This window comes from Rubrobacter marinus (genome assembly GCF_011492965.1).
In the GTDB taxonomy this organism is placed as follows: Bacteria; Actinomycetota; Rubrobacteria; order Rubrobacterales; family Rubrobacteraceae; genus Rubrobacter_F; species Rubrobacter_F marinus.
This window is the reverse complement of sequence record NZ_CP045121.1, coordinates 3275523-3301962: the sequence shown is the minus strand read 5'-3', so window position 1 is coordinate 3301962 and position 26440 is coordinate 3275523. Positions and strand designations below refer to the sequence as shown.

Annotated in this window: 25 protein-coding genes and 1 pseudogene; 12 read left to right on the top strand and 14 right to left on the bottom strand. The window is 69.3% G+C overall.

The features are described from left to right. Positions 1-27: 27 nt before the first annotated feature. From GBA65_RS17075 to GBA65_RS24565, 5 genes are all read right to left on the bottom strand, one after another. On the bottom strand, positions 28-1368 hold the full coding sequence (locus GBA65_RS17075) for a cytochrome P450 (RefSeq protein WP_207955857.1): 1341 nt from the start codon (positions 1366-1368) through the stop codon (positions 28-30). A gap of 69 nt (positions 1369-1437) precedes the next feature. Beyond that, positions 1438-2982: a hydantoinase B/oxoprolinase family protein gene (locus tag GBA65_RS17070; RefSeq protein WP_166397584.1), complete on the bottom strand. Its 1545-nt coding sequence runs from the start codon at positions 2980-2982 to the stop codon at positions 1438-1440. Between the two features lies 1 nt (position 2983). Further along, positions 2984-4972: a hydantoinase/oxoprolinase family protein gene (locus GBA65_RS17065; RefSeq protein ID WP_166397583.1), complete on the bottom strand. Its 1989-nt coding sequence runs from the start codon at positions 4970-4972 to the stop codon at positions 2984-2986. Further along, complete coding sequence (locus GBA65_RS24570) at positions 4969-5754, bottom strand: MFS transporter (protein WP_266096504.1); 786 nt, start codon at positions 5752-5754, stop codon at positions 4969-4971. Before GBA65_RS24570 ends, GBA65_RS17065 begins: the two co-directional genes overlap by 4 nt. Before the next feature lie 130 nt (positions 5755-5884). Beyond that, positions 5885-6310 (bottom strand): MFS transporter, encoded by a 426-nt coding sequence (locus tag GBA65_RS24565; RefSeq protein ID WP_228281434.1) that lies wholly within the window; start codon positions 6308-6310, stop codon positions 5885-5887. Between the two features lie 176 nt (positions 6311-6486). Here GBA65_RS24565 and GBA65_RS23455 point away from each other — a divergent pair, with 176 nt between their 5' ends. From GBA65_RS23455 to GBA65_RS17035, 5 genes are all read left to right on the top strand, one after another. After that, complete coding sequence (locus tag GBA65_RS23455) at positions 6487-7062, top strand: tautomerase family protein (RefSeq protein ID WP_207955856.1); 576 nt, start codon at positions 6487-6489, stop codon at positions 7060-7062. 48 nt (positions 7063-7110) lie between these two features. Next, positions 7111-7563, top strand: a complete 453-nt coding sequence (locus GBA65_RS23450) for a cyclase family protein (protein WP_207956368.1) — start codon at positions 7111-7113, stop codon at positions 7561-7563. Between the two features lie 62 nt (positions 7564-7625). Next, on the top strand, positions 7626-7820 hold the full coding sequence (locus GBA65_RS17045) for a hypothetical protein (protein WP_166397582.1): 195 nt from the start codon (positions 7626-7628) through the stop codon (positions 7818-7820). Between the two features lie 114 nt (positions 7821-7934). Then, positions 7935-8153, top strand: coding sequence for a hypothetical protein (locus GBA65_RS17040; protein WP_166397581.1), 219 nt, complete (start codon positions 7935-7937; stop codon positions 8151-8153). Positions 8154-8578: 425 nt separating this feature from the next. After that, the gene (locus tag GBA65_RS17035) at positions 8579-9352 is read left to right on the top strand and encodes an alpha/beta fold hydrolase (RefSeq protein WP_228281995.1); all 774 of its coding nucleotides are present in this window, start codon (positions 8579-8581) and stop codon (positions 9350-9352) included. A 128-nt stretch (positions 9353-9480) separates the two neighbouring features. Here GBA65_RS17035 and GBA65_RS17030 read toward each other — a convergent pair whose 3' ends face one another. The 5 genes and pseudogenes from GBA65_RS17030 to GBA65_RS17010 all read right to left on the bottom strand — a co-directional run bounded on the left by GBA65_RS17030 (position 9481) and on the right by GBA65_RS17010 (position 14534). Beyond that, positions 9481-10404, bottom strand: coding sequence for an NAD(+)/NADH kinase (locus GBA65_RS17030; protein ID WP_166397579.1), 924 nt, complete (start codon positions 10402-10404; stop codon positions 9481-9483). 4 nt (positions 10405-10408) lie between these two features. Beyond that, on the bottom strand, positions 10409-11503 hold the full coding sequence (locus GBA65_RS17025) for an acetoin dehydrogenase dihydrolipoyllysine-residue acetyltransferase subunit (protein WP_166398575.1): 1095 nt from the start codon (positions 11501-11503) through the stop codon (positions 10409-10411). Between the two features lie 29 nt (positions 11504-11532). Next, a pseudogene (locus GBA65_RS17020) lies at positions 11533-12551 on the bottom strand (alpha-ketoacid dehydrogenase subunit beta). An 84-nt stretch (positions 12552-12635) separates the two neighbouring features. Then, complete coding sequence (locus GBA65_RS17015; RefSeq protein ID WP_166397578.1) at positions 12636-13643, bottom strand: thiamine pyrophosphate-dependent dehydrogenase E1 component subunit alpha; 1008 nt, start codon at positions 13641-13643, stop codon at positions 12636-12638. A gap of 96 nt (positions 13644-13739) precedes the next feature. Further along, positions 13740-14534: an acetoin reductase gene (locus GBA65_RS17010; protein WP_207955854.1), complete on the bottom strand. Its 795-nt coding sequence runs from the start codon at positions 14532-14534 to the stop codon at positions 13740-13742. A 190-nt stretch (positions 14535-14724) separates the two neighbouring features. Between GBA65_RS17010 and GBA65_RS17005 the strand changes: the two genes are divergently transcribed. The 3 genes from GBA65_RS17005 to GBA65_RS16995 all read left to right on the top strand — a co-directional run bounded on the left by GBA65_RS17005 (position 14725) and on the right by GBA65_RS16995 (position 18371). Next, a complete protein-coding gene (locus tag GBA65_RS17005) occupies positions 14725-15228 on the top strand; it encodes a VOC family protein (RefSeq protein ID WP_166397576.1) in 504 nt (167 codons plus the stop codon). Between the two features lie 164 nt (positions 15229-15392). Next, positions 15393-17054, top strand: coding sequence for a flavin-containing monooxygenase (locus GBA65_RS17000; RefSeq protein WP_166397575.1), 1662 nt, complete (start codon positions 15393-15395; stop codon positions 17052-17054). Positions 17055-17303: 249 nt separating this feature from the next. Further along, positions 17304-18371, top strand: coding sequence for a 2,3-butanediol dehydrogenase (locus GBA65_RS16995; protein WP_166397574.1), 1068 nt, complete (start codon positions 17304-17306; stop codon positions 18369-18371). Positions 18372-18401: 30 nt separating this feature from the next. Here GBA65_RS16995 and GBA65_RS16990 read toward each other — a convergent pair whose 3' ends face one another. After that, positions 18402-19556 carry a CaiB/BaiF CoA transferase family protein gene (locus tag GBA65_RS16990; protein WP_166397573.1) on the bottom strand — a complete coding sequence of 385 codons (1155 nt, stop codon included), beginning with the start codon at positions 19554-19556 and terminating at the stop codon, positions 18402-18404. 4 nt (positions 19557-19560) lie between these two features. Next, positions 19561-19902: a hypothetical protein gene (locus tag GBA65_RS16985; protein WP_166397572.1), complete on the bottom strand. Its 342-nt coding sequence runs from the start codon at positions 19900-19902 to the stop codon at positions 19561-19563. Between the two features lie 89 nt (positions 19903-19991). On the opposite strand from GBA65_RS16985, the gene GBA65_RS16980 reads away from it, so the two are divergent. The 4 genes from GBA65_RS16980 (at position 19992) to GBA65_RS26700 (ending at position 24752) form a co-directional block, all read left to right on the top strand. Further along, a complete protein-coding gene (locus GBA65_RS16980; protein ID WP_166397571.1) occupies positions 19992-21554 on the top strand; it encodes a long-chain-fatty-acid--CoA ligase in 1563 nt (520 codons plus the stop codon). Between the two features lie 411 nt (positions 21555-21965). Next, positions 21966-22478, top strand: coding sequence for a putative immunity protein (locus GBA65_RS16975; RefSeq protein ID WP_166397570.1), 513 nt, complete (start codon positions 21966-21968; stop codon positions 22476-22478). Positions 22479-22720: 242 nt separating this feature from the next. Then, complete coding sequence (locus tag GBA65_RS16970; protein ID WP_228281429.1) at positions 22721-23704, top strand: quinone oxidoreductase family protein; 984 nt, start codon at positions 22721-22723, stop codon at positions 23702-23704. A 145-nt stretch (positions 23705-23849) separates the two neighbouring features. Beyond that, entirely contained in the window at positions 23850-24752 is a 903-nt protein-coding gene (locus GBA65_RS26700; protein WP_407691109.1) for an alpha/beta hydrolase, read from the top strand. Here GBA65_RS26700 and GBA65_RS16960 read toward each other — a convergent pair. Both GBA65_RS16960 and GBA65_RS16955 read right to left on the bottom strand, forming a co-directional pair. Then, positions 24700-25470 carry an SDR family NAD(P)-dependent oxidoreductase gene (locus tag GBA65_RS16960; protein WP_166397569.1) on the bottom strand — a complete coding sequence of 257 codons (771 nt, stop codon included), beginning with the start codon at positions 25468-25470 and terminating at the stop codon, positions 24700-24702. The genes GBA65_RS26700 and GBA65_RS16960 overlap by 53 nt on opposite strands. A 222-nt stretch (positions 25471-25692) precedes the next feature. After that, positions 25693-26433 (bottom strand): 3-oxoacyl-ACP reductase family protein, encoded by a 741-nt coding sequence (locus GBA65_RS16955; protein ID WP_166397568.1) that lies wholly within the window; start codon positions 26431-26433, stop codon positions 25693-25695. Between the last annotated feature and the right edge of the window lie 7 nt (positions 26434-26440).

Genomic DNA, 26440 nt, shown 5'->3' with positions numbered 1-26440 from the left:
CGCGAGCGGGCGGACCCCCGCGGCGCGCTAGCGCCGCTCTTCGAGGACCATGCGGAGGCCGTTGTCCGGGCGGAGGGTGAGGGAGGGCAGGGGCCTGACCGACTCCTGCCCCGACGCGTGCCGCAGCCGGAACCTCCGGGCGACCGTCGCGAGCAGGAGGACCGCCTCCATCTTCGCGAAGCCGCTGCCGATGCACAGCCTCGGTCCGCCGCCGAAGGGGAAGTACGCGTATTTCGGGAGGCCGTCCGTCGAGCCATCCAGCCAGCGCTCCGGGCGAAAGGTCTCCGGCTCCCCGAAGTAGCGCTCATCGCGGTGCATCACCCACTGGCTGACGACCACCTGCGTCCCTTTAGGGACCCGGTAGCCCCCGATCTCGCAGTCCGCGAGCGCCTCGCGGCCGAAGCCCCAGACGGGCGGGTAGAGCCGCGTGGACTCCTTTATCACCGCGTCGGCGTAGCGCAGGCTGGGGAGGTCGGAGGTCTCCGGGGCGCGGCCGGCCAGGACCTCCCTGAGCTCCTCGTGCAGCTTCTCCTCCACCTCCGGGTGCCCGGCGAGCAGGTGCCAGGTCCACGAGAGGTTCAGGGCGGTGGTCTCGTGCCCGGCCAGAAACACGGTCAGCACCTCGTCGCGAAGCTGGCGGTCCGTCATGCCCTCGCCCGTCGCCTCGTCGCGCGCCGCGAGGAGCATCGAGAGGAGGTCGCCCCCGTCCCCGCCTGGAGAGCGCCTGCGCTCGCGGATGATGCCGTAGATGATCTCCTCCAGACGCCGGACGGCGCGTCGGAAGCGGAGGTTCGCGGGGGTAGGTATCCGCTCCGGCACCTTGAACAGGACGCCGCCCGTGAAGCGCCCCATCACCACCTCCAACGCCTCCCCGACCTCCTCCTCGAGCTCCTCCGTCATGGAGGCGCCGAAGAGGGTCGCCGAGACGATCTCCAGGGTGAGGCGAGACATGTCCTCCTGGATGCCGCGCGTCGCGCCGTCCCGCCACGAGGCGTCGAGCAACCCTTCGGCGCTCTCGACCATCGTCCGGCCGTAGGCCGAGATCCTCTGCCGGTGGAACGCCGGCTGGGCGAGCCTGCGCTGGCGCCGCCAGTAGTCCCCCTCGCTCGTCAGGAGGCCCTGCCCCAGAAACCGCAGCCCCGAGCGCTCCGCCCGGTCCTTGATGAAGTTGCGGTTGTTCCGGACCAGCACGTACTCGACGTGGTCGGGGTGGCTCAGGAGGTAGAGCGGCACGTTCAGAAACCTGAGCCGGGTCACGTCCCCGTACTCCCTCGCGCACCGCTCCAGAAACCCGAGCTGGTCCGGCACGTACTCCGGGAGGTTCCCGGTCAGAAAGCTGCCCCTCGGACCGGGCGGGAGGGGCGGCATGGTACCAAAGCTTCGCGCGACGTTCGTCATGCCTTCAATGGTAAACGATCCCCCTAGATCTGGAAGACGCTACCCGGGCTCCTCCCGCCCGTACCCGCCGCCGCCCGGCGTCTTCACCGTGACGACGTCGCCGGCCTCCAGCTCCCGGCTCGTCTTCGCCGGCAGCCCCTCGCCGTTCAGGAGGTTCTCGCCGACCGCGCCGGGCTCGCCGCCGTTCGTCCCGCGCGGCCCGTAGCGGCGCCGGTCCGTCAAGAGCGACAAGCTCGCCCCCCCTTCGAGCACCTCGATCGAGCGGACGATGCCGTCGCCGCCGCGGTGCTCGCCCGCGCCGCCGGAGCCGTAGAGGAGCTCGTAGCGCCGCACGCGCATCGGGTACTCGAGCTCGAAGGCCTCGACGGGGGTGTTCAGGGTGTTGCTCATCCCGACGTGCACGCCCGAGGGCCCGGGGCCCCTGCGGCTCGCCCCCTGGCCGCCCCCGATCGTCTCGTAGTACGTCCAGCCCCCGGCCCCGGAGCCGCCGATGATCACGTTGTTCATCGTCCCCTGCCCCTGGGCCGGCAGATCGTCCGGGGCGAAGCCGGAGAGGGCCGCGAGGACGGTGTCGGCGATCCTGTTGCTCGTCTCTACGTTGCCGGCGACGACCGCCGAGGGCCTCTTCGCGTTGACGAGGCTCCCCTCGGGGGCCCTGATCTCCAGCGGGGCGTAGGTCCCCGCGTTCGCCGGGACGTCCTTGGGGAGGAGGACGCGCAGGGCGAAGTAGCACGCCGAGCGGGTCACCGGCAGCGGGCAGTTGACGTTGCCCCGGACGGCGCCCGAGGTGCCGGCGAAGTCCACCGTCATCCCGTCGCCGTCCACCCTCACGGTCGCCCTCACCGGGATGTCCTCGTCCGTCGTGCCGTCCCCTTCGAGAAAGTCCTCGGCCGAGAACTCGCCGTCCGGGAGGTCCCTTATCGCCTCGCGGGTGCGCTTCTCGGTGTAGGAGATCACCTCGTCGAACGCCTCCAGGACCACGTCCTCGCCGCGACGCTGGATCAGCTCGCCGACGCGGACCCCCGCGATGTTGTTCGCGGCGATCTGAGCGCGCAGGTCCCCGCGCCTGAGCGCCGGGGTGCGGACGTTCGCCAGGAGGAGGTCCAGCACGTCGTCGACGTACTCCCCGCGGCGCACGAGGCGGACCGGGGGGATGATGATGCCCTCCCCGTAGATCTCGCGCGAGTCGCTCGGCATGCTCCCGGGCCGCATCCCGCCGACGTCCGAGTGGTGCGCCCTGGTGACGGCGTAGCCGACGATCCCGCCCTCGTGGGCCACGGGGGAGACGAGCGTGATGTCCGGCAGGTGGGTCCCGCCGGAGTACGGGTCGTTTATGGCGAAGACGTCGCCGGGCTCGGGGCTCCTGCCCATCACCGCGGCGACCGCCTCGGGCATCGCGCCGAGGTGGACCGGGATGTGCTCGGCCTGGGCGACCATCCGCCCCTTCGCGTCGAAGAGGGCCGTCGAGCAGTCGCGCCGCTCCTTTATGTTCGACGAGTAGGCGCCCCGGATCAGGACCGCCCCCATCTCCTCGGCGATCCCGCCCAGAGCGCTCGCGAGTACGGAGAGGGTTACGGGGTCCAAATTACCGCCCCCTCTCCAGGACGAGCGTCCCGACCCCGTCCACCGTTCCCCGCCACCCGGGTCTCACCACGCAGGTCGCCTCCCCGAACTCCACTATCGCCGGCCCCGAGACCTCCGATCCCCTGCCCATCCCCTCCCGGTCCAGCACGGGGACCTCCACGAGGGACGCGCCGCCCTCGTCGAAGCTCGCCCCCCGGCGCCCCGCCTCCGCGTCCCTTTCCTGCGGCCCCTCTTCCAGGGCCGGCTTCTCGACGGGCACCGTCGCTACGAGCCTCAGGTTCACGAGCTCCACGCGCTCGCCGTCCATCCGGTAGCCGTAGCGCCTCTCGTGGGCGTCGTGGAAACGAGCCTCCAGGCCGTCGAAGGCGCCGGCCTCCACCGTAAGCTCGAAGGACTGCCCCCCGTAGCGCAGGTCCGCCCGGCGCGTGAACTGCGGCCCGTCGAGGTCCTTCGCGGCGGCCCCCTCCATCTCCCCGAACCGGCGCTCCACCTCCCCGGCCTCCGCGTCGGCGAGGCCCGTGAGGTACGGCCGCACGTAGTCGCGCCGGAGGTCGGAGATGGCGAGCCCCAGGGCGCTCAGGACGCCGCCCGCGCGCGGGATGAGGACCGTCTCCATGCCGAGCTCCTCGGCCAGGGAGCAGGCGTGCATGCCCCCGGCGCCGCCGAAGGCGAGGAGGGCGAACTCGCGCGGGTCGAGGCCGCGCTCGACGCTGATGACCCGGAGCGCCCGCACCATCTCGGCGTTGGCGACCCGCACGATCCCCAGGGCCACCTCCGAGGCGTCCAGCCCCACTCCCTCGCCGAGCTTCCGGAGCGCCTCCTCCGAGCGCTCGCGGCTCAGGACCACCTCGCCGCCGAGCTTCGCGCCGTCGGGCAGGTAGCCGAGGTAGAGGTTCGCGTCCGTGACGGTCGGCTCCGTGCCGCCCTTGCCGTAGGCGGCGGGGCCCGGCTCGGCCCCGGCCGAGTGGGGGCCGACGCGCAGGGCTCCGCCGGCGTCCGCCCAGGCGATCGAGCCGCCGCCCGCGCTCACCGTGTGGACGTCGACCATCGGCAGCTTTATGGGGACGCCGGCGACCACCGTCTCGGTCGTCGTCTGGGCCTCGCCGTCTATGATCGCCGCGACGTCCGTGCTCGTCCCGCCCATGTCGAAGCTCAGCAGGTCCCCATAGCCGCCGAGAGCTCCCACGTACGCGGCCCCCACGACCCCGCCCGCCGGTCCCGAGAGGACGCAGCCCGCCGCGTCGGAGATCGCATCGTTTATCGGGACGACGCCGCCGGAGGACTGCATGATCAGGGGCGCGGGGACCCCCGCCTCCTTCGCCTTCCCCGCGAGGTTCCTCAGGTAGGCGGCGAGCCGCGGGCCCAGGTACGCGTCGGCCGCGGTCGTCGAGAACCGCTCGTACTCGCGAAACTCCGGCAGCACCTCGCTCGAGAGGGAGACGTGGATCTCCGGGAGCGCCTCCCTCAACACCTCCCCGACGCGCCTCTCGTGCTCCGGGTGCGCGAACGCGAACAGGAGACAGACCGCCACCGCTTCGACCTCCGCCCCGCGGACGGCGGCGACGGCCTCCCCAAGGCTCTCTTCGTCGAGCGGCTCGATCTCGCCCTCCGGCCCCATCCGCTCCCTCACGGTGAAGCGGAGATCGCGCGGGACGAGGGTGGGGGGCCGATCCCGGGCCAGGTCGTAGAGGGAGGGCCGGTTCTGGCGCGCGATCTCCAGCACGTCCCTGAACCCCTCCGTCGTCACGAGCGCCGTGCGGGCCCCGCGCCGCTCCAGGAGGGCGTTGGTGGCGACCGTCATCCCGTGGGCGAGGGCGACGACCGCCGGGGCCTCCACCCCGGAGGCGCCCACGGCGTTCATCACGCCCTGGGACTGGTCGCGCGGCGTCGAGGGCACCTTAGCGGTCACGAGGCGGCCCTCCGAGAGGGCGACGAGGTCCGTGAAAGTCCCGCCGACGTCCACCCCGAGCCGCACGGCGTCGCCCCTCAAGCCCGCCCGCCCTGTTCGGCGACGAGCCGGCGCTCCTCTTCCTCGTCGGCGTCTATGTCCTTGCGGAACGTCTCCTCCGCGAGGGCGTAGCAGACCACGCTCAGGAGGCACAGGGCCGCGATGTAGGCGGAGATCAGGGCGGTCCCGCCCACGGGGTAGAGGGCGGTCGCGACGATGGGGGCGAGGGCGCCGCCGAAGATGCCGGAGATCTGGTAGCTGAATGAGGCCCCCGAGTAGCGCACCCTCGTCCCGAAGAGCTCGGCGTAGAAGCTGCCCTGCACCCCGTAGACGGCGGCGTGCCCAACGGCGAGCCCCACGACGATCGCCACTATCACGAGGACCGGGGCCCTCGTGTTCAGGAGCCCGAAGAGCGCGAAGGTCCACAGCCCCATAAAGGCGGCCCCGAAGATCAGGAGCGGGCGCCGCCCCACCCTGTCCGAGAGCGAGGCGAAGGCCGGGATCGTAAAGATCTCGACGAGCGCCGCGACGGAGACGGCCACGAGCCCGAGCCCCTGCGGCAGCCCCAGGTTCGACGCGACGTGGGTGAGCGTGTACACGGCGAGGACGTAGAACGCCGCGTCTATACCGATCCTGGAGCCCACGCCGAGGGCGACGTTCCTCGGGTAGGTCCTGAGGACGTCGACGATCGGCATCCGCGCCTCCGTCCCCGACTCCCGCACCCGCCCGAAGGCCGGGCTCTCGCTCACCGAGAGCCGCACAAAGAAACCGACCGCGATCAGGACGGCGCTCAACAGGAACGGCACGCGCCAGCCCCAGCTCATGAAAGTCACCTCCGGCAGCGCCGAGGCGAGGGCGAAGACCCCGTCCCGAGCACGAGCCCTGCCGGGACCCCGACCTGCGGCCAGCTCCCGTTCAGGCCGCGCCTCCCCTCGGGCGAGTGCTCGACGGCCATCAAGACGGCCCCGCCCACTCGCCGCCGAGCCCGATCCCCTGCAGCAGGCGGAGCACGACGAGTAGGACCGGCGCCGCCACCCCGATCGCCGCGTAGGTCGGGAGGCACCCGACGAGGAAGGTCGCGACGCCCATGATCAGGAGCGTAAGGACGAGCATGGACTTGCGCCCGATCTTGTCCCCGTAGTGCCCGAAGACGAGCCCGCCCAGCGGCCGCGCCAGAAACCCCACCGCGAACGTCGTGTACGAGAGGATCGTCCCGGTGGTCTCGCCGAAGCCCGGGAAGAAGAGCGCGGGGAAGACGAGCGCCGCCGCGGTCCCGTAGATAAAGTAGTCGTACCACTCGATCGTCGTCCCGATAAAGCTGGCGACCACGACCTTGCGCACGGAGTTCGGTATCTCCCCTGCCCCGTCCGTCCTCTCCAAGAGCTTCCCCCAGACCTCGCGGAACCCCTGCCCACCTCGCACGGAATTATAGATGAAGCGGCGTCTCGCCCCCTCGGCCCGCCGGATAGAACCCGCGCCTGCGTCGACGTTGACCCTGGCCGCGGGTTTGGCAGACTTGCCCCGGTAACACTACCGAGAGGAACCGGAGGAGGGGCATGCCGATCGTGAGGGTCGAGTGGCTCGCGGGCCGCAGCACGCAAGCGAGGAGGGAGCTGGTGCGCAGGATCACCGACGCCCTCCAGGAGGTCGCCGGCTCGCCACGGGAGAGCATCAAGGTCATCCTGCACGACGTCCCGCCCGGGAACTACGGCAGCGGCGGAGAATTGCTATCGGAGCGCGAGCCCCCGGGGGACGCCCCGGCGGAAGCTCCGGCGTCAGAAGCGCCCGACGTCGAGCGGGAAGGCGCGTCGATGGAGATCCGTGCTCCCGCACCGGCCCCCGGCCCCTCCTCCCGCGTCTTCGACCTGGAGCAGCCGCGCACGGCGGAGATGCCGATCCACGAGGCCCACAAGCAGGCGGGCTACTCCTACCTCCTCCACCGCCACCACGAGGACGAGTACCGCCCCGGCGAGGCGGGCCCGCGCACGGGGGCGGCCGGCGTCGTGATCTGCGGGAGCACTCCGGCACCCACATCGACGCCCTCTGCCACCAGGCCGAGGACCTCACCCTCCACGGCGACGTCCCCGTTGGCGAGGCACAGTCCCCGCGCGGCTTCTCCGCCACGGGGTTGAGGAGATACCCCCGATCCTCGCCCCGGCGTCCTCCTCGACGTCGCGGCCCTGGAGGGCGTCGAGGCCCTCGAACCCGGCCGCGTCGTCACCGAACGCGACCTCGAGGCCTGCTGCGAGGGGCAGGGCGTGAGCGTGGAGCCCGGGAGCGTCGCGCTCGTCCACACCGGCAACACCCGTTTCTGGGACGACCCCGAGCGCTACCTCGCCGGTCCCGGCATGTCCTCTGGCGCCTCGCGCTGGCTCGCGGAGAAGGGGGTCCTAGCCGTCGGGGCGGACAACATGGCCTGGGACGTCCCCGGTCTCGTGGACCCCGACCTCGGCTGCCTGCTGCCGGGGCACCTGATCCTGCTGGTCCGACACGGCATCCACATCGTCGAGAACCTCAAGACGGACGAGCTCGCGGCGGCGGGGGCGCACCGTTTTACCTTCGTCTGCGCCCCCCTCAAGCTCGTCGGGGCGACCGGGTCGCCCGTGAGGCCCCTGGCCGTCGTCCCCGGGTAGCGTGAGCGTGGGGGAGCCCTTACTCTTATGACATAAGGAGCAAGCGGAAGGGAGGAAGGGACATGGTGGAGATCCCGAAGGCCATGGTCGTGGAGCAGATCCGGAGCCGCAGCGGCGCCGAAAAGGCCAGCGAGGCGGACAAGGAACTCCCCGACAAGCTCGACGCCGACAACGACGCCGGGCTTCTCCAGAAGTACGGCATCAGCCCCGACGAGCTACGCCAGCAGTTCGGCGGCGGCTCCCCGAGCGTAGGCTGAACGGTCTCGCCCGTAGCTTCTGGAGTAGACGAGCCGGGAGGGCGTCCGTTGCGGACGGACGCCCTCCCGTGTATGTCTCCGGAAGGGTGAGGCGTCGGACGAAGGGACGGCACGATGGTCGATGGACGCGGGGGAGAAGGGGTCCGGCTGCGGCGGGAGCGCAGGCGCGCCCTGATCGAACGTCTCAACGCCAACGACGAGTACCTCCGAAGGCTCGAAGGACGCAGGCGCGAGGCCGGACGGCTCTCCCCTGAGGAGCTGGAGCTGGAGATCGAGAAAGAGCGCAACCGCAGCCGCCGCGACGCAGGCGGCATGGCATCCGCGGGAGGCTGAGCCCAGGGGCTGCCCCACAGCGTCGGCCCTCCGACATACGTCCGGCGCGACCACCGCCGGGTAGGGGCGCGGAAGGGGCGCGACCCGGCCCGAGATCGGCTTTCGCGGGTGGGGTCCGAGCCTACTCTGCCCGCGCTCGTGCCCCAACGCACGCGTGAACTAGCGCCCAAACTACCCGCAAAATGGCCTGTTGTGTGTACGACCCCGTCTTGAAACACCCGCGGGCCGGGGTAGCATCTGGGAATGCTATGTGCGATTTACACATACAGCGCCGAAGGTGGTCTCGCGCAGAGGCCCGAGCGTCGCGCTGTGCAGGGTTTGTTGAGGTCTGGCTCCGGTAGGGGCGTGTCGTCTTACGAGGGGTCGAAGCCGTGTTCGGCTCGGGCGGTTCGTGCCGTGGGGGAAGGGGCAACGCCGTGCCGGTAATGCTCTCGCGGGAGGCCAGCATAGATTACGACGTGCAGGGCGAGGGGCCGGATCTCCTGCTCATCAGCGGGCTCGGTTTCGGGCGCTGGGGCTGGTTCAAGCAGGTCCCCGAGCTCTCGCGCCGCTTCCGCACCATCACCTTCGACGTCCACAGGGACCTCGACCCGAGGCACGGCGTCGCCGACCTCGCCGAGGAGGCGTCTGCGCTCCTGGACCACCTCGGCGTCGAGAAGGCCCACGTCCTGGGCACCTCCCTCGGCGGCTTCGTCGCCCAGAAGCTCGCGCTCGGGAGGCCGGAGCTCGTGGACGGGCTGGTCCTGGTCTGCACGAGCTACGGGGCGCGGGAGCCCGAGCACATGTCCATGGGCGCCCTCGGCAGGATGCTGGGGTGGGGCTCGTTCGGGGCCAGGGACGCGATGCGCAGGGGCCTCGAGACGGCCACCTCGCACTCCTACCGGGCCGAGCACCCCGAGGAGTTCGAGCACCTCGTCCGCTGGCGCATGGCGAACTCGCCGTCCTTCTCGGGCTACTACGAGCAAGCCCTGGCCGGGGCCCGCTTCGACTCGTCGCGCGACCTCGGGCAGATCAAGGCGCCGACGCTCGTGATCCACGGCGCCGGCGACCGCTACGTCCCCGTCGGGAACGCCGCCGCCCTCGCGGGTGCCATCCCCGACTCCCGACTCGTAGTCCTGCGCGACGCCGGGCACCTCGTGTTTATCGAGCGGGCCTGGGAGGTCAACCACGAGGTCGCCTCCTTCCTCGACCCCCGGTAGGGAGACCCCTACGCCAGCGCGCCGTTCAACAGGCCGCGCCGGGCGGCCTGGCGCATCGCCTCCCCGACGTCGATCGTGAGGGGACCTTCGGGTCGAGGCGGACCTCGACCCCGTCGGAGGGCCGACCTCTATCTCCCGCTCCCCGTCCAGGGCGATGCTCCCGGCGCCGGGGAGAGCGCGACGGTCTCGCCCGGCTCTACCCGGCTGACCTCCTCCACCCGACCGGGACGACGAGGCCGGGGCGAGGGGACGGTGAGGACGGTCTCGGCCGTGGCCGGCGGGGCGAGCCGGATGTGGAGGCCGTGCGGGGCGTCGCGGCCCGTGGGCTCCAGGAGGCCGGCGATGGAGGAGAGGCCGACGGCGTCGGGGCGGGCGGAGGAGACCACGATCTCCGAGATGTTGCGCGGGCGCCAGAGCGCGCGGGCCCCGACGAAGCGCTCCGAGTTCACCGCCACGTCCACGAGGGCGCAGTCGTGGCGGTCGTCGCCGTTGAGGCCGACGCGCAGGATCTTCTCTCGCCGCAGAGCCTCTTCCCCGACGCGCCCCGTCGCCACGAGGCCCGTCGCCATGCCGGCCACGGTCGCCTCGCGCATCTCCGGGAAGGCGTTGTTGGTGCCCGTGGAGAGGGTACACAGCGGCGTGTCGGCGGAGCAGTGGCGCGCGACGACGCGGCTCGTGCCGTCGCCGCCGAGGACCACGATCGCGGCGACGCTCCTCCGGCCCATCTCGGCGAGGGCGTCGATCGTGTCGCGGGCGGTGTGGCGGACGGTCATCTCCACGAGCTCCAGCTCCGGCATCGGGCGCTTCTCCTCCACGGAGCTCCGCCCGGCCGCCCTCAAGGTCCGCTCCAGGCTGTCGTAGAGGCCGGAGGCTGCGGGCATCATAAGGACGCGGCCGACGCCCACGGCGGCGAGGCCGACCATGAAGCGGTAGACCATGTTGCCCTTCTCGCCGTTGTCGAAGACGGAGGCCCCCGAGACGAGCCTCCGTATGTCCCGGCCCGAGGCGGGGTTAGCTATGACGCCGACCGTCACAGTGCCGGCGTCCGCCACGCCGCTATCCCTCCTGGCTATCTAGAAACTCCCCGATTATGCGGTTCGTCTGCCCCGCGGCCTCCATCTGGGGCATGTGGCCCGTCTCGTCGAGGACCTCGACGCGGGCGTTCTGGGGCGCGTTCTCGGAGTGGGAGACCGGCAGGATCCTGTCCTCCCGGCCCCACACGACGAGCATCGGCACCTCGACCCCGGAGAGGTCGGGGACGTCGGCCTGCTTCCCGTCCGGGAAGAGGTTGTCGGCGAGCCTGCGGAGCGCCTCGTCCACCCCGTCGAGCCGCTTGAACCGGATGACGTCGTTTACAAGCTGGCGGTTCACGAGGTCGGGGTTGGCGAAGAGGAGCCCGAGCGTGCTCTTCATCTCCTTGCGCCGGTTCGCCGCGATAAAGCCCTCGATGTACTCGCCGTTGATCTCCTCCCCAAGCCCCGCGCTCGCGATAAGCGAGAGCGACCGGACCCTCTCGGGGTGCCCGATGGCGAACGAGGCCGCGACCGCCCCGCCCATCGAGTGCCCGAAGAGGTGCGCCTTCTCCACCCCCATCTCGTCCATGAAGCCCGCGACGACGTTCACGAGCGAGGCGAGGTCGCCCTCGCCGACGTCCTTGGTGGAGCCGCCGTGGCCGGGGAGGTCGACCGCGTAGACGGTCCGTCCGCCCTCGGCCAGCGCCTCCTGGTTGAAGACCCAGATGTTGATGTCGCCGCCGAAGCCGTGCAGGAGGACCAGGGGCGTGCCCTCGCCCTCGCCGACCGCGAGGTACTGTATGTTCCTGCCGCCGATCTCGACCGTCTGGGGCTCGGGGCCGCCCGCCTCCTCCTCTTCGGGGACGAAGGTCGCCTGGAACTCTTCTACGTACGCATCTATCTCTTCGTCCGTGACGGAGGCGTCGGCGATCACGCCGAGGAGCCCCCCGACGGGGAGGACGTCGCCCTCCTTCGCGACCCGGCGCCGCAAGACGCCGGGGCTGGGCGTCTCGACGGCGTTGTTTATCTTCTCGCTCTCCACCTCGACGACCTCGTCGCCGTTGTTCAGCTCTGCGCCCTCCTCGACGAGCCACTGGACGACGGTCCCCTCCGTCATCGAGAGGCCCCATTTGGGCATGCCGAGCTTGGTGAGCCCTTTCGTTTCGCTCAAGAAGCCACTCCCTGGCCGACCGTCTGCCTGACGGCGTTCGCGACCTTCTCGGGGTCGGGGACGTACAGGTCCTCGAGGGAGCCGGAGAACGGCGGCGGGGTGTGCGGGGCCGTCACCATCTGCGGGGCGGACTTCAGGTGCTCGAAGCAGTTCTGGGTAACGAGCGAGACGATGTCCGAGGCCAGGCTGCACCTGGGGTTGGACTCGTCCACGACCACGAGGCGGCCCGTGTTCTCGATGCTCTCGTAGATCGTGTCCGTGTCCAGCGGCGAGGTCGTCCTGGGGTCCACGATCTCGACCTCTATCCCGTCGTCGGCTAGAGAGGCCGCCGCCTGCTCGGCCATCGAGACCATCCGGCCTATGGCGACGATCGTGACGTCCTCGCCCTCGCGCACGATCTCGGCCTCGCCCAGCGGAATCGTGTAGGGCTCCTCCGGCACGTCGCCCTCGACCGCGTAGAGGACCTTGTTCTCGAAGAAGATCACGGGGTCGTCGTCGCGGATCGCGGCGATCATGAGCCCCTTGGCGTCGTACGGGTTGGACGGGATGACGACCTTGAGGCCGGGGATGTGCGTGAAGATCGGGTAGAGGGCCTGCGAGTGCTGGGCCGCCGCCCGGATGCCCGCGCCGTACATCGTCCGTATGACCATCGGCGTGACGGCCTTGCCGCCGAACATGTAGCGGAACTTCGCGGCCTGGTTGTAGATCTGGTCGAAGCAGACGCCCATAAAGTCCACGAACATAAGCTCCGCGATCGGCCTCAAGCCGGAAGCCGCTGCCCCCGCCGCCGCCCCGATAAAGGCCGACTCGCTGATCGGGGTGTCGAGGATCTGGTTCGGGAACTTCCCGTAGAGCCCTTGGTGACGCCCATGACGCCGCCCCAGGCGTCCATCTCGCCCGGGCTCCCCGTCCCGCCGACGTTGTCCTCGCCGAAGACGACGACGGTCGAGTCGCGCTCCATCTCCTGCGCCATCGCCTCGTTGATCGCGTTCATGTAGCTGATCCTGCGCGCCAAGATGTTCCTCCTTGATATCGGAGAGCCCTCAACCTGCCAGCGCGCCGCCTCCGACGAGCCCGAGCGCTGGCAGGCCGGAAGGCTCTAGTAAGAGACGTAGACGTCGGTGAGCAGCTTGTCCGGGGTGGGCTCGGGGGCCTCCTTGGCCTCCTTGACGGCCTCGTCTATGAGGTTCTTGACCTCTTCGTCGATCTTGTCGAGCTCGCTCTCCTCGATGAGCCCCGCGCTCGTGACGCGCTGGCGGAAGAGCATCAGGCAGTCCTTCTCCTTGCGGATGTTCTCTACCTCGTTGTCGGCGCGATACGTCTGCGCGTCGCCCTCGAAGTGGCCGTAGTAGCGGTTGACCTTGCACTCGATGAGCGACGGCCCGCCGCCCTCGCGCGCCCGCCTGATGGCCTCGCCCGCGGCCTCGTGGACGGCGAAGAAGTCGTGGCCGTCCACGACGACACCGGGCATGCTGAAGCCGTCCGCCCTCTTGGCGATGTCGATGCCCTTCGAGGAGAACGCCTGGGCGGTCGCCTCGGCGTAGCCGTTGTTCTCGATCACGAAGATGACCGGAAGGTCCCACGCGCTCGCGAGGTTCATGCTCTCGAAGACCGTGCCCTGGTTCGCGCCGCCGTCGCCGGTAAAGGAGATGGCGACCTGATCGGTGCCGCGCACCTTTGCGGAGAGACCGACGCCGCAGACCAGCGGCGGCCCGCCGCCGACGATCCCGTTCGCCCCGAGCATCCCCTTGTCGAGGTCGGCGATGTGCATCGAGCCGCCCTTGCCCCGGCAGATGCCGCCGTCCTTGCCGTAGATCTCGAGCATCATCCCCTTGACGTCGCAGCCCTTGGCGATGGAGTGCCCGTGGCCGCGGTGCGTCGAGGCTACGTAGTCGTCGCCGTCGAGGTGGGCCATGAAGCCCGCCGCGATCGCCTCCTCGCCGGCGTAGAGGTGGACGAAGCCCGGGATCTCACCCGTCGCGAACTCCGTGTGCAGCCGCTCCTCGAAGTCCCGGATCGTACGCATGGTCCGGTAGGCGTCGAGCAGGGCCGCCTTGTCGAGCTCTCCGTGACGCTCTCTCGCGCCAGCAACCTCGGCTTCGGTCATGGAGCCTCCTTCCTTCCCCAAGGAACGTTTGTGGCAGCACGATAAATCGTGCCGGTATCAGCGTCAAGAACCGCTTCGGACCTACGAAACCCCCGCTCAGGAGAAGATGATGCCGCCGTCGATCATCACGGACTGGCCGGTCATGTAGTCGGAATCCCCCGACGCCAGGTACGAGACGAACGACGCCACGTCCTCCGGCGTCTCCACGCGCCCGAGGGCGATAAGCTCGGAGTACTGCTTTATGGCCCCGCCCTTCTCGATGCCCATGTGCTCCGAGAGCTTCTCGTCTATAAGGTCCCACATCGCCGTGCCGACGATCCCGGGGCAGTAGGCGTTGACGGTGATGCCGTGCTCGGCCCACTCCTGCGCCGCCGCCTGTGTGAGCCCGCGCACGCCCCACTTCGAGGCCGAGTAGTGCCCGAGCATCGCGAAGCCCTTGTGGGCGGCTATAGAAGCGGCGCCGATGATCTTGCCGCCCCCGCCCTGCCGGATCATCTGCCGCGCCGCCGCCGTGTAGCAGAGGAAGACGCCCTTGAGGTTGACGGCCATCAGCCGGTCGAAGTCTTCCGGCGTTACCTCCAGAAGCGGCGCGACCTGCGCGACCCCGGCGTTCGCGACCATCACGTCGAGCCTGCCGAGCTCCTCGGCCACGCGCCCGACCATCCCCTCGACCTCGTCGGCCCGCGAGACGTCCGCGACGATCGTCGCCGTTCGCCTCCCCACGCCCCGGATCTCCTCCGCGACCTCGTTCAGACCCTCCTCGTTCGCCCCGACGTCGTTGACCGCGACGTCGAGACCGTCCTCGGCGAGCCGCAGCGCGATCCCCCGCCCGATGCCCCTCGCCGCCCCCGTGACCAGCGCGACCCTGGCCGAACCGTTCCTCTCCACCACGAAGTCTCCTTTCCTTGTGACTCCGGATACATGATGCGCGGCCACCGGGCCCCGCGTCAAGGAGAAAGGCGAGGGCACGGAGCGGTACGAGAGCCCTGTCGGGGCCCCGCAGATGCTTGCCTCGGAAGACGGCCCCGGTATAGTGAGGCGGGTTGCGAGAATAGGGGTTTTCGGGAGAGGGGAGATCGGCATGGTCGGGTCAGCTGGTGGGTTCGCGTCGGTGGATCAGGTCGCCGTCGTCGTGCGCGACCTCGACGCTTCGATGAAGAGGTACGTGGAGGAGTTCGGGATCGGGCCGTGGAGGGTCTATACCTTCAGCCCGGACTGGATCAAAGGCATGACCTTCCGCGGCGAGGAGCAGGGCTACAGCATGAAGCTCGCCCTCGCCGACCTCGGCGGGATGATGTACGAGCTTATAGAGCCGGTCCGGGGCCCCAACTCCTACCAGGAGTTTCTGGACGAGCACGGCGAGGGCCTTCACCACCTCGGCTACTTCGTCGACGACCTCGACGCCGCCATAAGGGACATGGAGTCGAAGGGCTACCGGCTGCTACAAAGCGGACGGGGCATCGGCACCCGGGGCGAGGGCGGCTACGCGTACTTCGAGACCGGGGGCGCCCTGGGGCACATCATCGAGGCCATAGAGCTGCCGCAGGAGATGCCCCCGCCCGAGAAGACCTACCCGGCAGAGTAGACGAGGTCTGAAAGGCCCGTCGCTTACATTCGCCAATAGGTATACAAAGATGCATCCGGTCATGCACGGGGTCGCGTTGGCGCGATGACCATGGTAACGTTCGCGCCGGGGTATGAATTGTTTAGGCATAGCGCCTGGGGGATCACGATCAGGAGGAGGAAGGCATGTCTAGCGCGCAACAGAACCATCCGCAAGCAGGCACGGACGCAACCGAAAGCTTCGACGCGGTCGTCGTCGGCGCCGGGTTCGCGGGGTTGTACGCGCTCCACAAGCTGCGCGACGAGATGGGGCTGTCGGCACGGGTGTACGAGGCGGGGGGCGGCATCGGCGGGACGTGGTACTGGAACCGCTATCCGGGCGCGCGCAGCGACACGTCTAGTTGGATCTACTGCTACTCGTTCGACGAGGAGCTCCTCCAGGAGTGGCAGTGGAGCGAACGCTATCCCCAGCAGCAGGAGGTGCTGAACTACCTCGAGCACGTGGCCGAACGGTTCGACCTGAACCGGGACATCCAGCTACAAACGCGCGTGACGTCGGCGATCTTCGACGAGGAGACGGAGCGTTGGGAGGTGCGCACGGACACCGGCGACGTCGTCTCGGCGCGCTTCGTCATCGCCGCCCTGGGCGCTCTGTCGGCGGCGAACCTGCCGGACGTCCCCGGTCTGGAGAGCTTCGCCGGCGATCGGTACCACACCGCCGAGTGGCCCCACGAAGGCGTGGACTTCACCGGCAAGAAGGTCGGGCTCATCGGCACGGGTGCCACCGGCATCCAGGTCGCCACGGAGATCGCCGAAGAGGCGGAGCACCTCACCGTCTTCCAGCGCACGCCCAACTACGCCGTCCCGCTCGGCAACCACCCGCTGGACGCCGAGTTACGGCGGGAGTACAAGGAGAACTACGACGAGATCTGGGAGCAGGTCCGTCACAATTTCTCGGGCCACGACTACGAGCCGATCGGAAAAACCCTCCAGGAGGCCGCGCCGGAGGAGCGCGAGCGAGCGTTCCAGGAGCGGTACGACCGCGGCGGCTTCGGCCTGTGGCTGGCCAACTACGACGACCTCCTCGAGAACAGGGAGGCCAACGCCGTCGTCTCCGAGTGGGTGCGCGAGAGGATCCGGGAGCGGGTACGGGACCCCGAGACCGCCGAGAAGCTCACCCCCAGCGACCACGCGTTCGGCACCAAGCGGGTCCCGCTGGAGAACGGCTACTACGAGATCTTCAACCGCGACAACGTCGGGCTCGTCGACGTGAAGAAGACGCCGATCGAGGAGATCACCGCGACCGGGGTGCGCACGCAGGACGGCGAGTACGAGTTCGACGCCCTCGTGTTCGCGACCGGCTTCGACGCCATGACCGGCCCGTACAACAAGATCGACATCCGCGGTCGTGGAGGGCGGCTCCTGCGCGACAAATGGGCGGAGGGGCCGCGCACCTACCTCGGGATCATGAGCGCGGGCTTCCCCAACATGTTCGCCATTACCGGGCCGCAGAGCCCCTCGGTGCTCACGAACATGCCGGTCGCGATCGAGCAGCACGTCGAGTGGATCTCGGGGATCGTCCGGCACATGCTCGACAACGGCCTCGACGTCGTCGAGCCCACCCTTGATGCGGAGGACGAGTGGGTCGACCACTCGCAGGAGGTGGCGCACGCCACGTTGCTCCCCGAGTCCGCCACCTGGTACATGGGTGCGAACATCCCGGGCAAGCCGCAAGTGTTCCTGCCCTACCTCGGCGGGCTCGGACCCTACCGGGAGAAGTGCGATGAGGTCGCGAAAAACGCCTACGAAGGGTTCGCCTTCGCCAACCGGGAAGAGACCAGAGCGTGACCTAGAACCCTTCCTCTCCCGCAAGCTCCACGGCCGGCACGAACCGGTCGTCATCGGGTGCTTCGGCCTCGTGAAGTGGGCAAGATCGCGGGGCCGGGCAGCGTACGCTGCCCGGCCCCGCAAACTTTTCCCGGGCCGGGCCGGGGCGGCTCGGCGTCATGGTCGCGCCGCCACGCTCGCGTCTGATGGAGACTTCTGTATAGTTAATTTAGTTACGAGCGTCGGGGCCGTTCAGGAAAGGAGTGCCGGATGAAGGCAGCGGTGTTTTACGGTCAGCGCGACATCAGGCTTGAGGACGTCCGGGAGCCGGAGATCCGTCCCGGCAACGTCAAGGTGAAGGTCGACTGGTGCGGCATCTGCGGCACCGACCTGCACGAGTACCTTGCCGGACCGATCTTCGTCCCCCCCGAGGGCAGCCCGCACCCCATCACCGGCGAGACGCTGCCCCTCACCCTGGGGCACGAGTTCGCGGGAGAGGTCGTCGACGTGGGGGACGGCTCGGACGGGGTGAGCCAGGGCGACAAGGTGGCGATAGAGCCTGTCTTCCGCTGCGGCGAGTGCGCGGCGTGCCGGAGGGGCGCCACCAACCTCTGCGAGAAGCTCGGCTTCTACGGCCTCATGGGCGGGGGCGGCGGCATGTCCGAGTACGCCGTGGTGCCCTCGTACATGATCCACAAGCTCCCCGAGGGCCTCACGACCGAGCAGGGCGCGCTCGTCGAGCCCATCGCCGTCGGCCTGCGCGCCGTGCGCCGGGCGGGCTTTAAGGAGGGACAGAGCGCCGTCGTCTTCGGGGTCGGTCCCATAGGCGCCGTCACCGTGCAGTGCTTGAAGGCTCTGGGGGCCGGCCGGATCCTGGTCGCCGAGGTCTCCGAGGCCCGGAAGTCGAAGGCCCTGGAGATAGGGGCCGACGCGGTCATCGACCCCACTGAGGAGGACGTCGTCGAGAGGGTCCGCGAGATGACGGACGGCGAGGGGGCGGAGCACTCGTTCGACTGCGCCGGCATCCAGCAGACGCTCCAGACCGCGCTCCACGCCACGCGCAAGGGCGGGCACGTCACGATCGTCTCCATCTGGGAAGGCCCCGTCCAGATCAACCCGAACGACATCGTCCTAAGCGAGCTGAACGTCGGCGGCATCATCTGCTACACCCCGCAGGACTTCGCCGACACCATCGACATGCTCAAGAACGGCAGCATCGAGACCGAGGGGATCATCACCGAACGCATCCCCCTCTCCAACGTCGTCGAGGGCGGCTTCGAGGAGCTCGTGGACCACAAGGACCGCCACGTAAAGATCCTCGTCCACTCCTCGGAGTAACGGCGCCGAGAACCCGGACGCCCGGAGCCCTCAGCCTCCGGGCGTCCAGCCCTCCGTCTCGTGCGTGTGCTGGCCGAGGGTGGGCGGGGGACGCCTGATCGGGAGCCGCTCGCCGTCCACGAGGATCGGTGAGGCGAGCATCTTCAACGCCCCGGCCGTCGGGTGTTCGACGTCCTGCAGCATGCCTGAGGCCAGCACGTGCTCGTCCGAGAAGACGTCTGCCAGAGAGTTGACGGGCCCGCACGGCACGCCGGCCCCCCGGACCTCCTCGACCCACTCGTCGGCCGGCTTCTTCGAGAACTCCTCCTGCAACGCCGCCACGAGCTCTTCGCGGTTCGCGACGCGGTCGGGGTTGGTGGCGTAGCGTTCGTCCCCTGCCAGGTCCTCCCGGCCGAGGGCCCGGCAGAGGTTGGCGAACTGGGCGTCGTTGCCGACGGCGACGGCTATAGGTTTGTCCGAGGCTCCAAAGGTCTGGTAGGGGACGATGGAGGGGTGGGCGTTGCCCATGCGGCCCTTGTCCTCGCCGGAGACGAGAAACTCCTGGGCTCGGTTGGCGAGCCAGCCGAGCTGCGTCTCGAAGAGCGGGACCTCGATGCGGGTGCCCTCGCCCGTCTCCGAACGCCTGTGCAGGGCCGCCAGGATCGCGGTCGAGGCGTGCAGGCCGCAGACCATATCCGCGATCGCGACGCCGACCTTTACCGGGTCGCCGTCCGGGAAGCCGGTGATGCCCATGATCCCGCCGCGAGCCTGCACGAGGAAGTCGTAGCCGGGCCGGGTCTCGTCCGGGCCGGGACCGAAGCCGGTGATGGAGCAGTAGACGACCCCCGGGTTGAGCTCCTTGAGGACCTCGTAGCCCAGGCCCAGCTTCGAGAGGGCGCCCCTTCGCATGTTTTCGATCACGACGTCCGCCCCTGCCGCGAGCCCCTTCACCCCCTCCAGCCCCTCCGGCGTCTTGAGGTCCGCCGCGATCGAGCGCTTGTTGCGGTTGATGGAGAGGAAGTAGGCCGACTCGCGCTTCTCGCCCTTCCCGGCGAAGGGCGGACCCCAGTGGCGGGTGTCGTCGCCGCGCCCGGGGTGCTCGACCTTCAGGACGTCCGCCCCGAGGTCCCCGAGGACCATCGTCGCGTACGGCCCGGCCAGCACCCGCGAGAGGTCCAGGACCCGCACGCCCTCCAGCGGCAGCATCGCCCTAGCCCTCCAGCGGGTCGTCGATGAGGAAGAGCCGGGTCGCCCCCCGTGCGAGGTTGCGGCCCCGGTGGGCGCCGCCGCCCAAGGGGGCCGGCGGGAGCAGGAAAGCTTCGCCCTCGGCGGCCCTCAAGGGCGGGCGGCCGTCGTCGAACTCGTACTCGATCCCGCCCGAGAGCACGAAGCCGCGGTGTCCTTCCTCGCACCACTCGTCGCGGCCGGCGCCCTCCCCGTACTCGACGATCGCCCAGCGGGCTTCGTCCACCTCGGCCTCCCGCGCCCGGATGCCCGGCGCGTCGTCCGCCCACTCGATCTCGCCGAACGGCACCTTGCGCGGCTCTTCCATGCGGCCTCTCCTCCCCTGTCTCTCCCGCCGCACGAGTATATAGAAAGCGCCGTTATAATCCCTTCAGGGAAAAAGGCGGGAGGAGAAGCATGACGCTGAACCTTGCTGTGCTGCTGGAGGAGAGCGCGAAGACGCGGCCGGAGAAGACCGCGCTGGTCATCGGGGAACGCGAGATGACCTACTCGGCCCTGCGGGACGCGGCCAAGAGCTTCGCGGGGGCGCTGTCGTCGATGGGCGTGGGGCCCGGGGACAAGGTCGCCCTTCTCGTCCCGAACGTGCCGCAGTTCGTCGTCGCGTACTACGGCATCCTGAGCACGGGGGCCTCGGTGGTGCCGCTGAACGTGCTCCTCCGGGGGGCGGAGATCGCCTACCACCTCGACGACTCCGACGCGAAGGTCCTCGTCGCCTGGGAGGGCTTCCTGGGGGAGGCGAGGGCGGGCCTCGAGGGCTCCGGCGGGACCTGCGAGAGCCTCGTGGTCGTCGAGTCGCCGGACGGCTCCGGGGCGAGCGGGGACGAGAAGGGCTTCGGGGCTCTCCTCAGGGAGCACGCGCCCGAGTTCGACACGTACCAGACCATGCCGGACGACACGGCGGTCGTGATCTACACGAGCGGCACGACCGGCCGCCCCAAGGGCGCCGAGCTGACGCACGCCAACATGTTCATGAACGCGATGTGCAACGCGGACAAGCTGCTCGCGATGGACGAGGACGACGTCACCATCGCGGTGTTGCCGCTCTTCCACATCTTCGGCCAGACCTGCGTGATGAACGCCACGATCTACCGGGGCGGCACCATGGCCCTCGTGCCGCGCTTCGAGCCCGAGGCGGCCCTGAAGACCATAGAGGGCGCGGGCGTGACGGTCTTCAGCGGCGTCCCGACGATGTACCAGTACCTCCTCCGCCACCCCGATCTCGACGATTACGATATCTCGTCGTTAAGGGTGGGCGTCTCCGGCGGGGCCTCGATGCCGGTCGAGGTGATGAAGGCCGTCGAGGAGCGGTTCGGGATCGTGATCCTGGAGGGCTACGGCCTCTCGGAGACGAGCCCGACCGCGACCTTCAACCGCTCGGTCGAGGAGCGCAAGGTCGGCTCCGTAGGGCTGCCGATCTGGGGCACCGAGGCGAAGGTCGTCGACGGGGACGACCGGGAGGTGCCCCCCGGCGAGCGCGGCGAGCTCGCCCTGCGCGGCCACCACGTCATGAAGGGCTACCTGAACAGGCCCGAGGCCACCGCCGAAGCCATAAAGAACGGCTGGTTCCACACCGGGGACATCGCGACGATGGACGAGGACGGCTACTTCTACATCGTCGACCGCGTGAAGGACATGATCATCCGCGGCGGCTACAACGTCTACCCGCGCGAGGTCGAGGAGGCGCTCTACGAGCACCCTGGCGTCGCCGAGGTCGCCGTCATAGGCGTCCCGCACGAGGAGCTCGGCGAGGAGGTGGCCGCCGTCGTCGCCATGAAGGAGGGCGAGAGCACGACCGCGGAGGAGATCGTCGCCTTCGCCAGGGAGCGCGTCGCCGCCTACAAGTACCCCCGCCGCGTCACCTTCGTCGACGAGCTCCCGAAGACCGCGACCGGCAAGATCCTCAAGCGCGAGCTCGTGAAAGGGACGGCCGACGCCGAAACGGAGCGCGTCACGGGCTGAGAAGGCCACGGGCTCTCTGCGGAGCGAGCCCGTCTACCCGCCGAGGGCCGGTTCCACAGCAGCTCCACCCCTTTAACGTGCTTGACCTGCTTTATCTGGGTCGCCGGGCGCGCGTCCCGGACGTCCGTGAGGGGAGTAGACGCGATAGCCGGCTTCCGGGTCTCACCGGGGGTCGAGCACGCCGGCCCTCTCCCGCTCGCGCAGGGTCGCCGGGACGCCCCCTAGCCGCCGCGCGAGCTGGCCGACGCACAAAGTATCCGGCCACAATACCGTCGGATCTAGCACGGGAGGTACAAAGATAAGATTGGTGGGGTTGTGGTCAAGGACAAGGAGGGACGCTCATGCCCGCTACACCCTCGACCGGCCGGAGGAAGAACGCACGCCCATACGACCCGATAGCGGAGCAGATGAATGATTTTCGGTAAGCAGCGGAACCTTCGGCTCGTGACCGTGCGTCGGGGCGGCACCCTGCGGGACGCCGATCATCACCGCCTCGCGTTCTGGGCGGCCGATTGTGCCGAGCACGTTCTGCGCCTCTTCGAGCGGGAGCGACCCGGCGACGACCGGCCGCGCCGCGCCATCGAACTGGCGCGCGCCTGGGCGCGGGGTGAGATCACGATGACGCAGGCCCGCAGAGACGCTTTCGCGAACGCGGCGGCCAGGGATGTGTCGGGGGCTGCGAAGCTAGTGGCTCGTTCAGCGGCTCAAGCCGTGGTGGTATCTCACGTTCCAGCTCACGAGTTGGGTGCGGCGGCCTACGCGATCAGGGCCGCACGCGCGGCGGCTCCCGAAGGGGAGAAAGAGGAGGCCGGTCGCCTGGAGTGCCGGTGGCAGCGGGCACGGCTTCCCGGCGAGATCCGAGAACTCGTGCTGGACGACCAGAGGCTGCGCAACGAGGTGTGCTGGTCCGTGTTCGATTGCTGACCGGCTTGCCCGGAGCATCGGGGTCGCCGGATAGGCACGAGCATGCGGCCGTCTCATGGTCGCATGCTCGTCCCTTACGTAGCCTGCTTGAGCGGCGAGGTCCTGTGATCCCACTACCCCTGCCAGGTTCGACCGTGCCCCCCGCGTTGCGCGGTTACTGGCGAGGTTTCCAGGCTGGGGTATAGTTTGCCGCGGCGAGTCGCGACCCGCGCGCGGGCGTACGAGGAGAGAGTGGAGGGGACATGCCTCAGATGAAGGCGATCCGGGTCGAGGAGTTCGGGGACCCGAGCGTTATGCAGCTCACCGAGGTCGAGCGGCCAAAGCCGGGCGAGGGCGAGGTCCTGATCGAGGTGAAGTCCGCCGGCGTGAACTACGCCGACACCATGCGCCGCCAGAACCAGTACGTCGTCCGCCAGGAGCTGCCGTTCATCCCCGGCTCCGAGGTCGCGGGCGTCGTCTCGGCGCTCGGTTCGGGCGCGGAGGACGTCTCCGAGGGGGATCGCGTGGTCACGCTCCTCGGGACGGACGGCTACGCGGAGTACGCCGTGGCCCCGGCCCGCAACCTCATCCCCATCCCAGAAGGCATGGGCTTCGACGAGGCGGCGGCGATACCTCTGCAGGGGATGACGGCTTACCACGTCATAAAGACCTCCGGGGCGCTCCAGGAGGGCGAGTCGCTGCTCGTCCACGCGGCGGCCGGCGGCGTCGGCTACCTCGCCGTCCAGATGGCGAAGCTCCTCGGCGCGGGGACCGTGATCGCCACGGCGAGCACGCAGGAGAAGCTCGACCTCGCCCGCGAGCTCGGGGCCGACGTCCTCATCAACTACACGGAGGAGGACTGGCCCCAGAAGGTCAAGGAGGCCACGGACGGCAAGGGGGCCGACGTCATCATGGAGATGGTCGGCGGGGACTTCCCGCAGAAGAACCTCTCCTGCCTCAACGCCTTCGGGCGGATGGTCGTCTTCGGGGCGGCGAGCGGGGACCGGGGGAGCCTCGTCCCGGCCGCGCTCATGAAGAAGAACCACGTCGTCGCGGGGTTCTACCTGCCCCAGATCATGCGCCGCCCCGAGCTCTTCGGCCCGAGCATGAAGGAGCTGCTCGGCTGGATCTCCTCGGGCCAGGTCAAGCTGAACATAGGGGGCCGCTACGGGCTCTCGGAGGCGCGGCAGGCCCACGAAGACCTCCAGGGCCGCAAGACCACCGGCAAGCTCGTTCTCAACCCGTAAGAGCGGTAGAGGGGATCGTAAAGAATTGGCCCTGCGCGTAACGGACGAGGACTACGGTCGCCTGAGCTACTTCGAGGCCGGGGACGGGCCCGCCCCGGTCCTGCTGATCCACGGCAACTTCGCCGGGAAGCTGTGGTGGAGCGAGATGCTCGCCGAGCCCGTCCCCGGCGCGCGCCTGATCGCCCCCGACCTGCCGGGCTTCGGCGCGAGCTACGCGAACGGCGCCTTCCGCCCCTCCATCCCATCCTACGCCCGGAACCTCGGAGACTTTCTGGACGATCTGGCCGTGGACCGGGCCCTCCTCCTCGGGCACTCCTTCGGCGCGGCGGTCGCAACGGAGCTCGCCCTCTCCGACCCGGACCGCTTCCCGGCCCTCTTCCTCCTCGCCCCGGCCCCTCACACCGGCCTCTACACCCCGGAGTACCTCTACCCTTCCTGGAGAGCTACCGCCACGACCGCCGCGGCCTCCGCGCGGCGCTCCGGCAGACCGTCGGCGGGCGCGTCCCCCGTACTTCGAGGCGCTCGTGGACGAGGCGGCCCGGATGCACCCGGCCAACTTCTCCGGCAACGCCCGCCTCCTCTCGGGCTGGAACGCGGGCGCGAGGCTCTACCGCTACGCGAACCCCGTCCTCGTCGCCTCCGGGGGGCGCGACAGCCTCGTCTCCACGCACTCCGCGGAAGCCTCCGCCCGCGCCTTCCCCATGGGCGCCTACGCCAACCTCGGCCCCATCGGACACAGCCCGCAGATCGAAGCCCCGAACCTCGTCCGCGACCTCCTCTCGCAACTCCTGCGCGCCGTCAGCGCCTAGGGACCGCCGGGTCCTGCGTCTCCCGGACCGCACGTAGCCTGGCCAGGTCCCCGCCGGTACCACGCAGGGATATACGACAGCGAACGCGTACCTCGAATACAAAGAGGGAGAGGCGGCGCGGGTGCGAAACCCGCGCCGCCTCTCCCGGGGCGATCGGCCGGAGCCGACCGGCCATGAGTTCGGGTTCTAGATCACCGAGCTCGAGGGGCCGCCGGCGACGTAGATCGTCTCGCCGCTGATATAGGCTGCCTCGTCGGAGGCGAGGAAGGCGACGACGTTGGCGATGTCGTCGACGCGGCCGAAGCGCTTGAGGGGGATGTTCTTGGCGAAGCGCTCCTTCATCTCCTCCATCGTCATCCCGACGCGCTCGGCGGCCTCCTTGGTCATCTCCGTCTCGATCCAACCCGGCGCGACCGCGTTGACGTTGACGTTGAACCTGCCGAGCTCCAGCGCGAGCGTGCGCGCCATCGCCTGCAAGCCGGCCTTCGCCGCCGAGTAGTTGAGCTGGCCCTTGTTGCCGAGCGCCACGATCGAGGAGGTCATGATGATCTTGCCGTACTCCTGCTCGACCATGTACTTCTGGGCCTCGCGCGAGCACAGGAAGCTGCCCTTGAGGTGGACGTCGAGGACGGTGTCCCAGTCGTCGTCGGTCATCTTGAACGAGAGGTTGTCCCTCAAGAGCCCCGCGTTGTTGATGAGGATGTCGATCCGGCCGAAGCGCTCCTTGACCTTGGAGAACGCGGCCTGAACCTGCTCCGTCTTCGAGACGTCGCAGGCGATCGCGATCCCCTCCGAGCCCGCGGCCTCGATGGCCTCGACCGTCTCCCGGCCGGCCTCCTCCGTGAGGTCGAGGACGGCCACGTTCGCCCCGTCCTGCGCCAGCCTTATGGCCTCCGCCGCACCGATGCCCCTGCCGGCACCGGTTACGATCGCCACGCGATCATCTAGCCTGCCCATGTCTACACCTTTCCTCTCGCATACTTCCGGCCCATGCCGGGTTAACGCTCTTGCAACTAGAACCCATTATATTAAAAATGAACCTATGTGTTCAACGGGAATAGATGTGGCGTATGTGCCCTGAGGCACGGTCGAGGCCGGGGCGGCGTAGGGGCGCTCGAAGTATGGCACGCGGCGGGGTGCACGGACGGTCCGGGCACCCCGCCCTGCGGGCGTTGGCCCCTATTGCATGTAGATGCCGCCGTTGATGTTCAAGGTCTGGCCGGTGATGTAGTCGCCGTCGACGACGAGGTAGCGGACGGCCTTGGCGACCTCGTCGGCGCTTCCGATGCGGCCGAGGGGGATCCTCGCCTTGATCTTCTCGCGCACCTCTTCCGGGACGTCGCTGAACATGTCCGTCTCCATGAAGCCGGGGCAGATGGCGTTCACGCAGACGTTGTAGCGGGCGAGCTCTTGGGCCGCGGACTTGGTGAAGCCGATCATGCCGGCCTTCGCCGCCGCGTAGTTTGTCTGCCCGAAGTTCCCGGCCTGCCCGACAAACGACGAGATGTTGATGATCTTGCCGCTCGACTGCTCGGTGAAGTGGGGCAGCGCCGCCTTGACGGTGTAGTAGCTGCTGTTGAGGTTCGTCTGGACGACCTGGTCCCACTCGTCGGTCGTCAGCTTCTTCATCGTCTTGTCTCTCGTGATCCCGGCGTTGTTGACGAGGATGTCTATGCGGCCGAAGTGCTCGATGGCCCCCTCGATCAGCCTCGCCGCCTGCTCCGCGTCCGAGACGTCGGCCTGCATCGCGACGGCCTGATCCTCGCCCAGCTTCTGCACCAGCTCCTCGGCCGGCCCCTTCGAGTTGGCGTAGTTGATCACGACCTTCGCGCCGCCGCGACCGAGCTCCTCGGCGATGGCCCGCCCCAGACCGCGTCCCGCCCCCGTGACTACGGCGACGGCTCCTTCCAAACTGGCCATGCATACC

Bases quoted from the DNA above. Each gene is read 5' to 3' on its own strand.
- GBA65_RS16960 (WP_166397569.1), bottom strand. From the start codon at position 25,470: ATGGGCAGGCTAGATGATCGCGTGGCGATCGTAACCGGTGCCGGCAGG.
- GBA65_RS16980 (WP_166397571.1), top strand. From the start codon at position 19,992: ATGACGCTGAACCTTGCTGTGCTGCTGGAGGAGAGCGCGAAGACGCGG.
- GBA65_RS16970 (WP_228281429.1), top strand. From the start codon at position 22,721: ATGCCTCAGATGAAGGCGATCCGGGTCGAGGAGTTCGGGGACCCGAGC.
- GBA65_RS16990 (WP_166397573.1), bottom strand. From the start codon at position 19,556: ATGCTGCCGCTGGAGGGCGTGCGGGTCCTGGACCTCTCGCGGGTGCTG.
- GBA65_RS16975 (WP_166397570.1), top strand. From the start codon at position 21,966: ATGATTTTCGGTAAGCAGCGGAACCTTCGGCTCGTGACCGTGCGTCGG.
- GBA65_RS24570 (WP_266096504.1), bottom strand. From the start codon at position 5,754: ATGAGCTGGGGCTGGCGCGTGCCGTTCCTGTTGAGCGCCGTCCTGATC.
- GBA65_RS16995 (WP_166397574.1), top strand. From the start codon at position 17,304: ATGAAGGCAGCGGTGTTTTACGGTCAGCGCGACATCAGGCTTGAGGAC.
- GBA65_RS17035 (WP_228281995.1), top strand. From the start codon at position 8,579: ATGCTCTCGCGGGAGGCCAGCATAGATTACGACGTGCAGGGCGAGGGG.
- GBA65_RS17075 (WP_207955857.1), bottom strand. From the start codon at position 1,368: ATGCCGCCCCTCCCGCCCGGTCCGAGGGGCAGCTTTCTGACCGGGAAC.
- GBA65_RS17000 (WP_166397575.1), top strand. From the start codon at position 15,393: ATGTCTAGCGCGCAACAGAACCATCCGCAAGCAGGCACGGACGCAACC.
- GBA65_RS23455 (WP_207955856.1), top strand. From the start codon at position 6,487: ATGCCGATCGTGAGGGTCGAGTGGCTCGCGGGCCGCAGCACGCAAGCG.
- GBA65_RS26700 (WP_407691109.1), top strand. From the start codon at position 23,850: ATGCTCGCCGAGCCCGTCCCCGGCGCGCGCCTGATCGCCCCCGACCTG.
- GBA65_RS16955 (WP_166397568.1), bottom strand. From the start codon at position 26,433: ATGGCCAGTTTGGAAGGAGCCGTCGCCGTAGTCACGGGGGCGGGACGC.
- GBA65_RS17025 (WP_166398575.1), bottom strand. From the start codon at position 11,503: ATGCCCAAATGGGGCCTCTCGATGACGGAGGGGACCGTCGTCCAGTGG.
- GBA65_RS17015 (WP_166397578.1), bottom strand. From the start codon at position 13,643: ATGACCGAAGCCGAGGTTGCTGGCGCGAGAGAGCGTCACGGAGAGCTC.
- GBA65_RS17045 (WP_166397582.1), top strand. From the start codon at position 7,626: ATGGTGGAGATCCCGAAGGCCATGGTCGTGGAGCAGATCCGGAGCCGC.
- GBA65_RS16985 (WP_166397572.1), bottom strand. From the start codon at position 19,902: ATGGAAGAGCCGCGCAAGGTGCCGTTCGGCGAGATCGAGTGGGCGGAC.
- GBA65_RS17005 (WP_166397576.1), top strand. From the start codon at position 14,725: ATGGTCGGGTCAGCTGGTGGGTTCGCGTCGGTGGATCAGGTCGCCGTC.
- GBA65_RS17040 (WP_166397581.1), top strand. From the start codon at position 7,935: ATGGTCGATGGACGCGGGGGAGAAGGGGTCCGGCTGCGGCGGGAGCGC.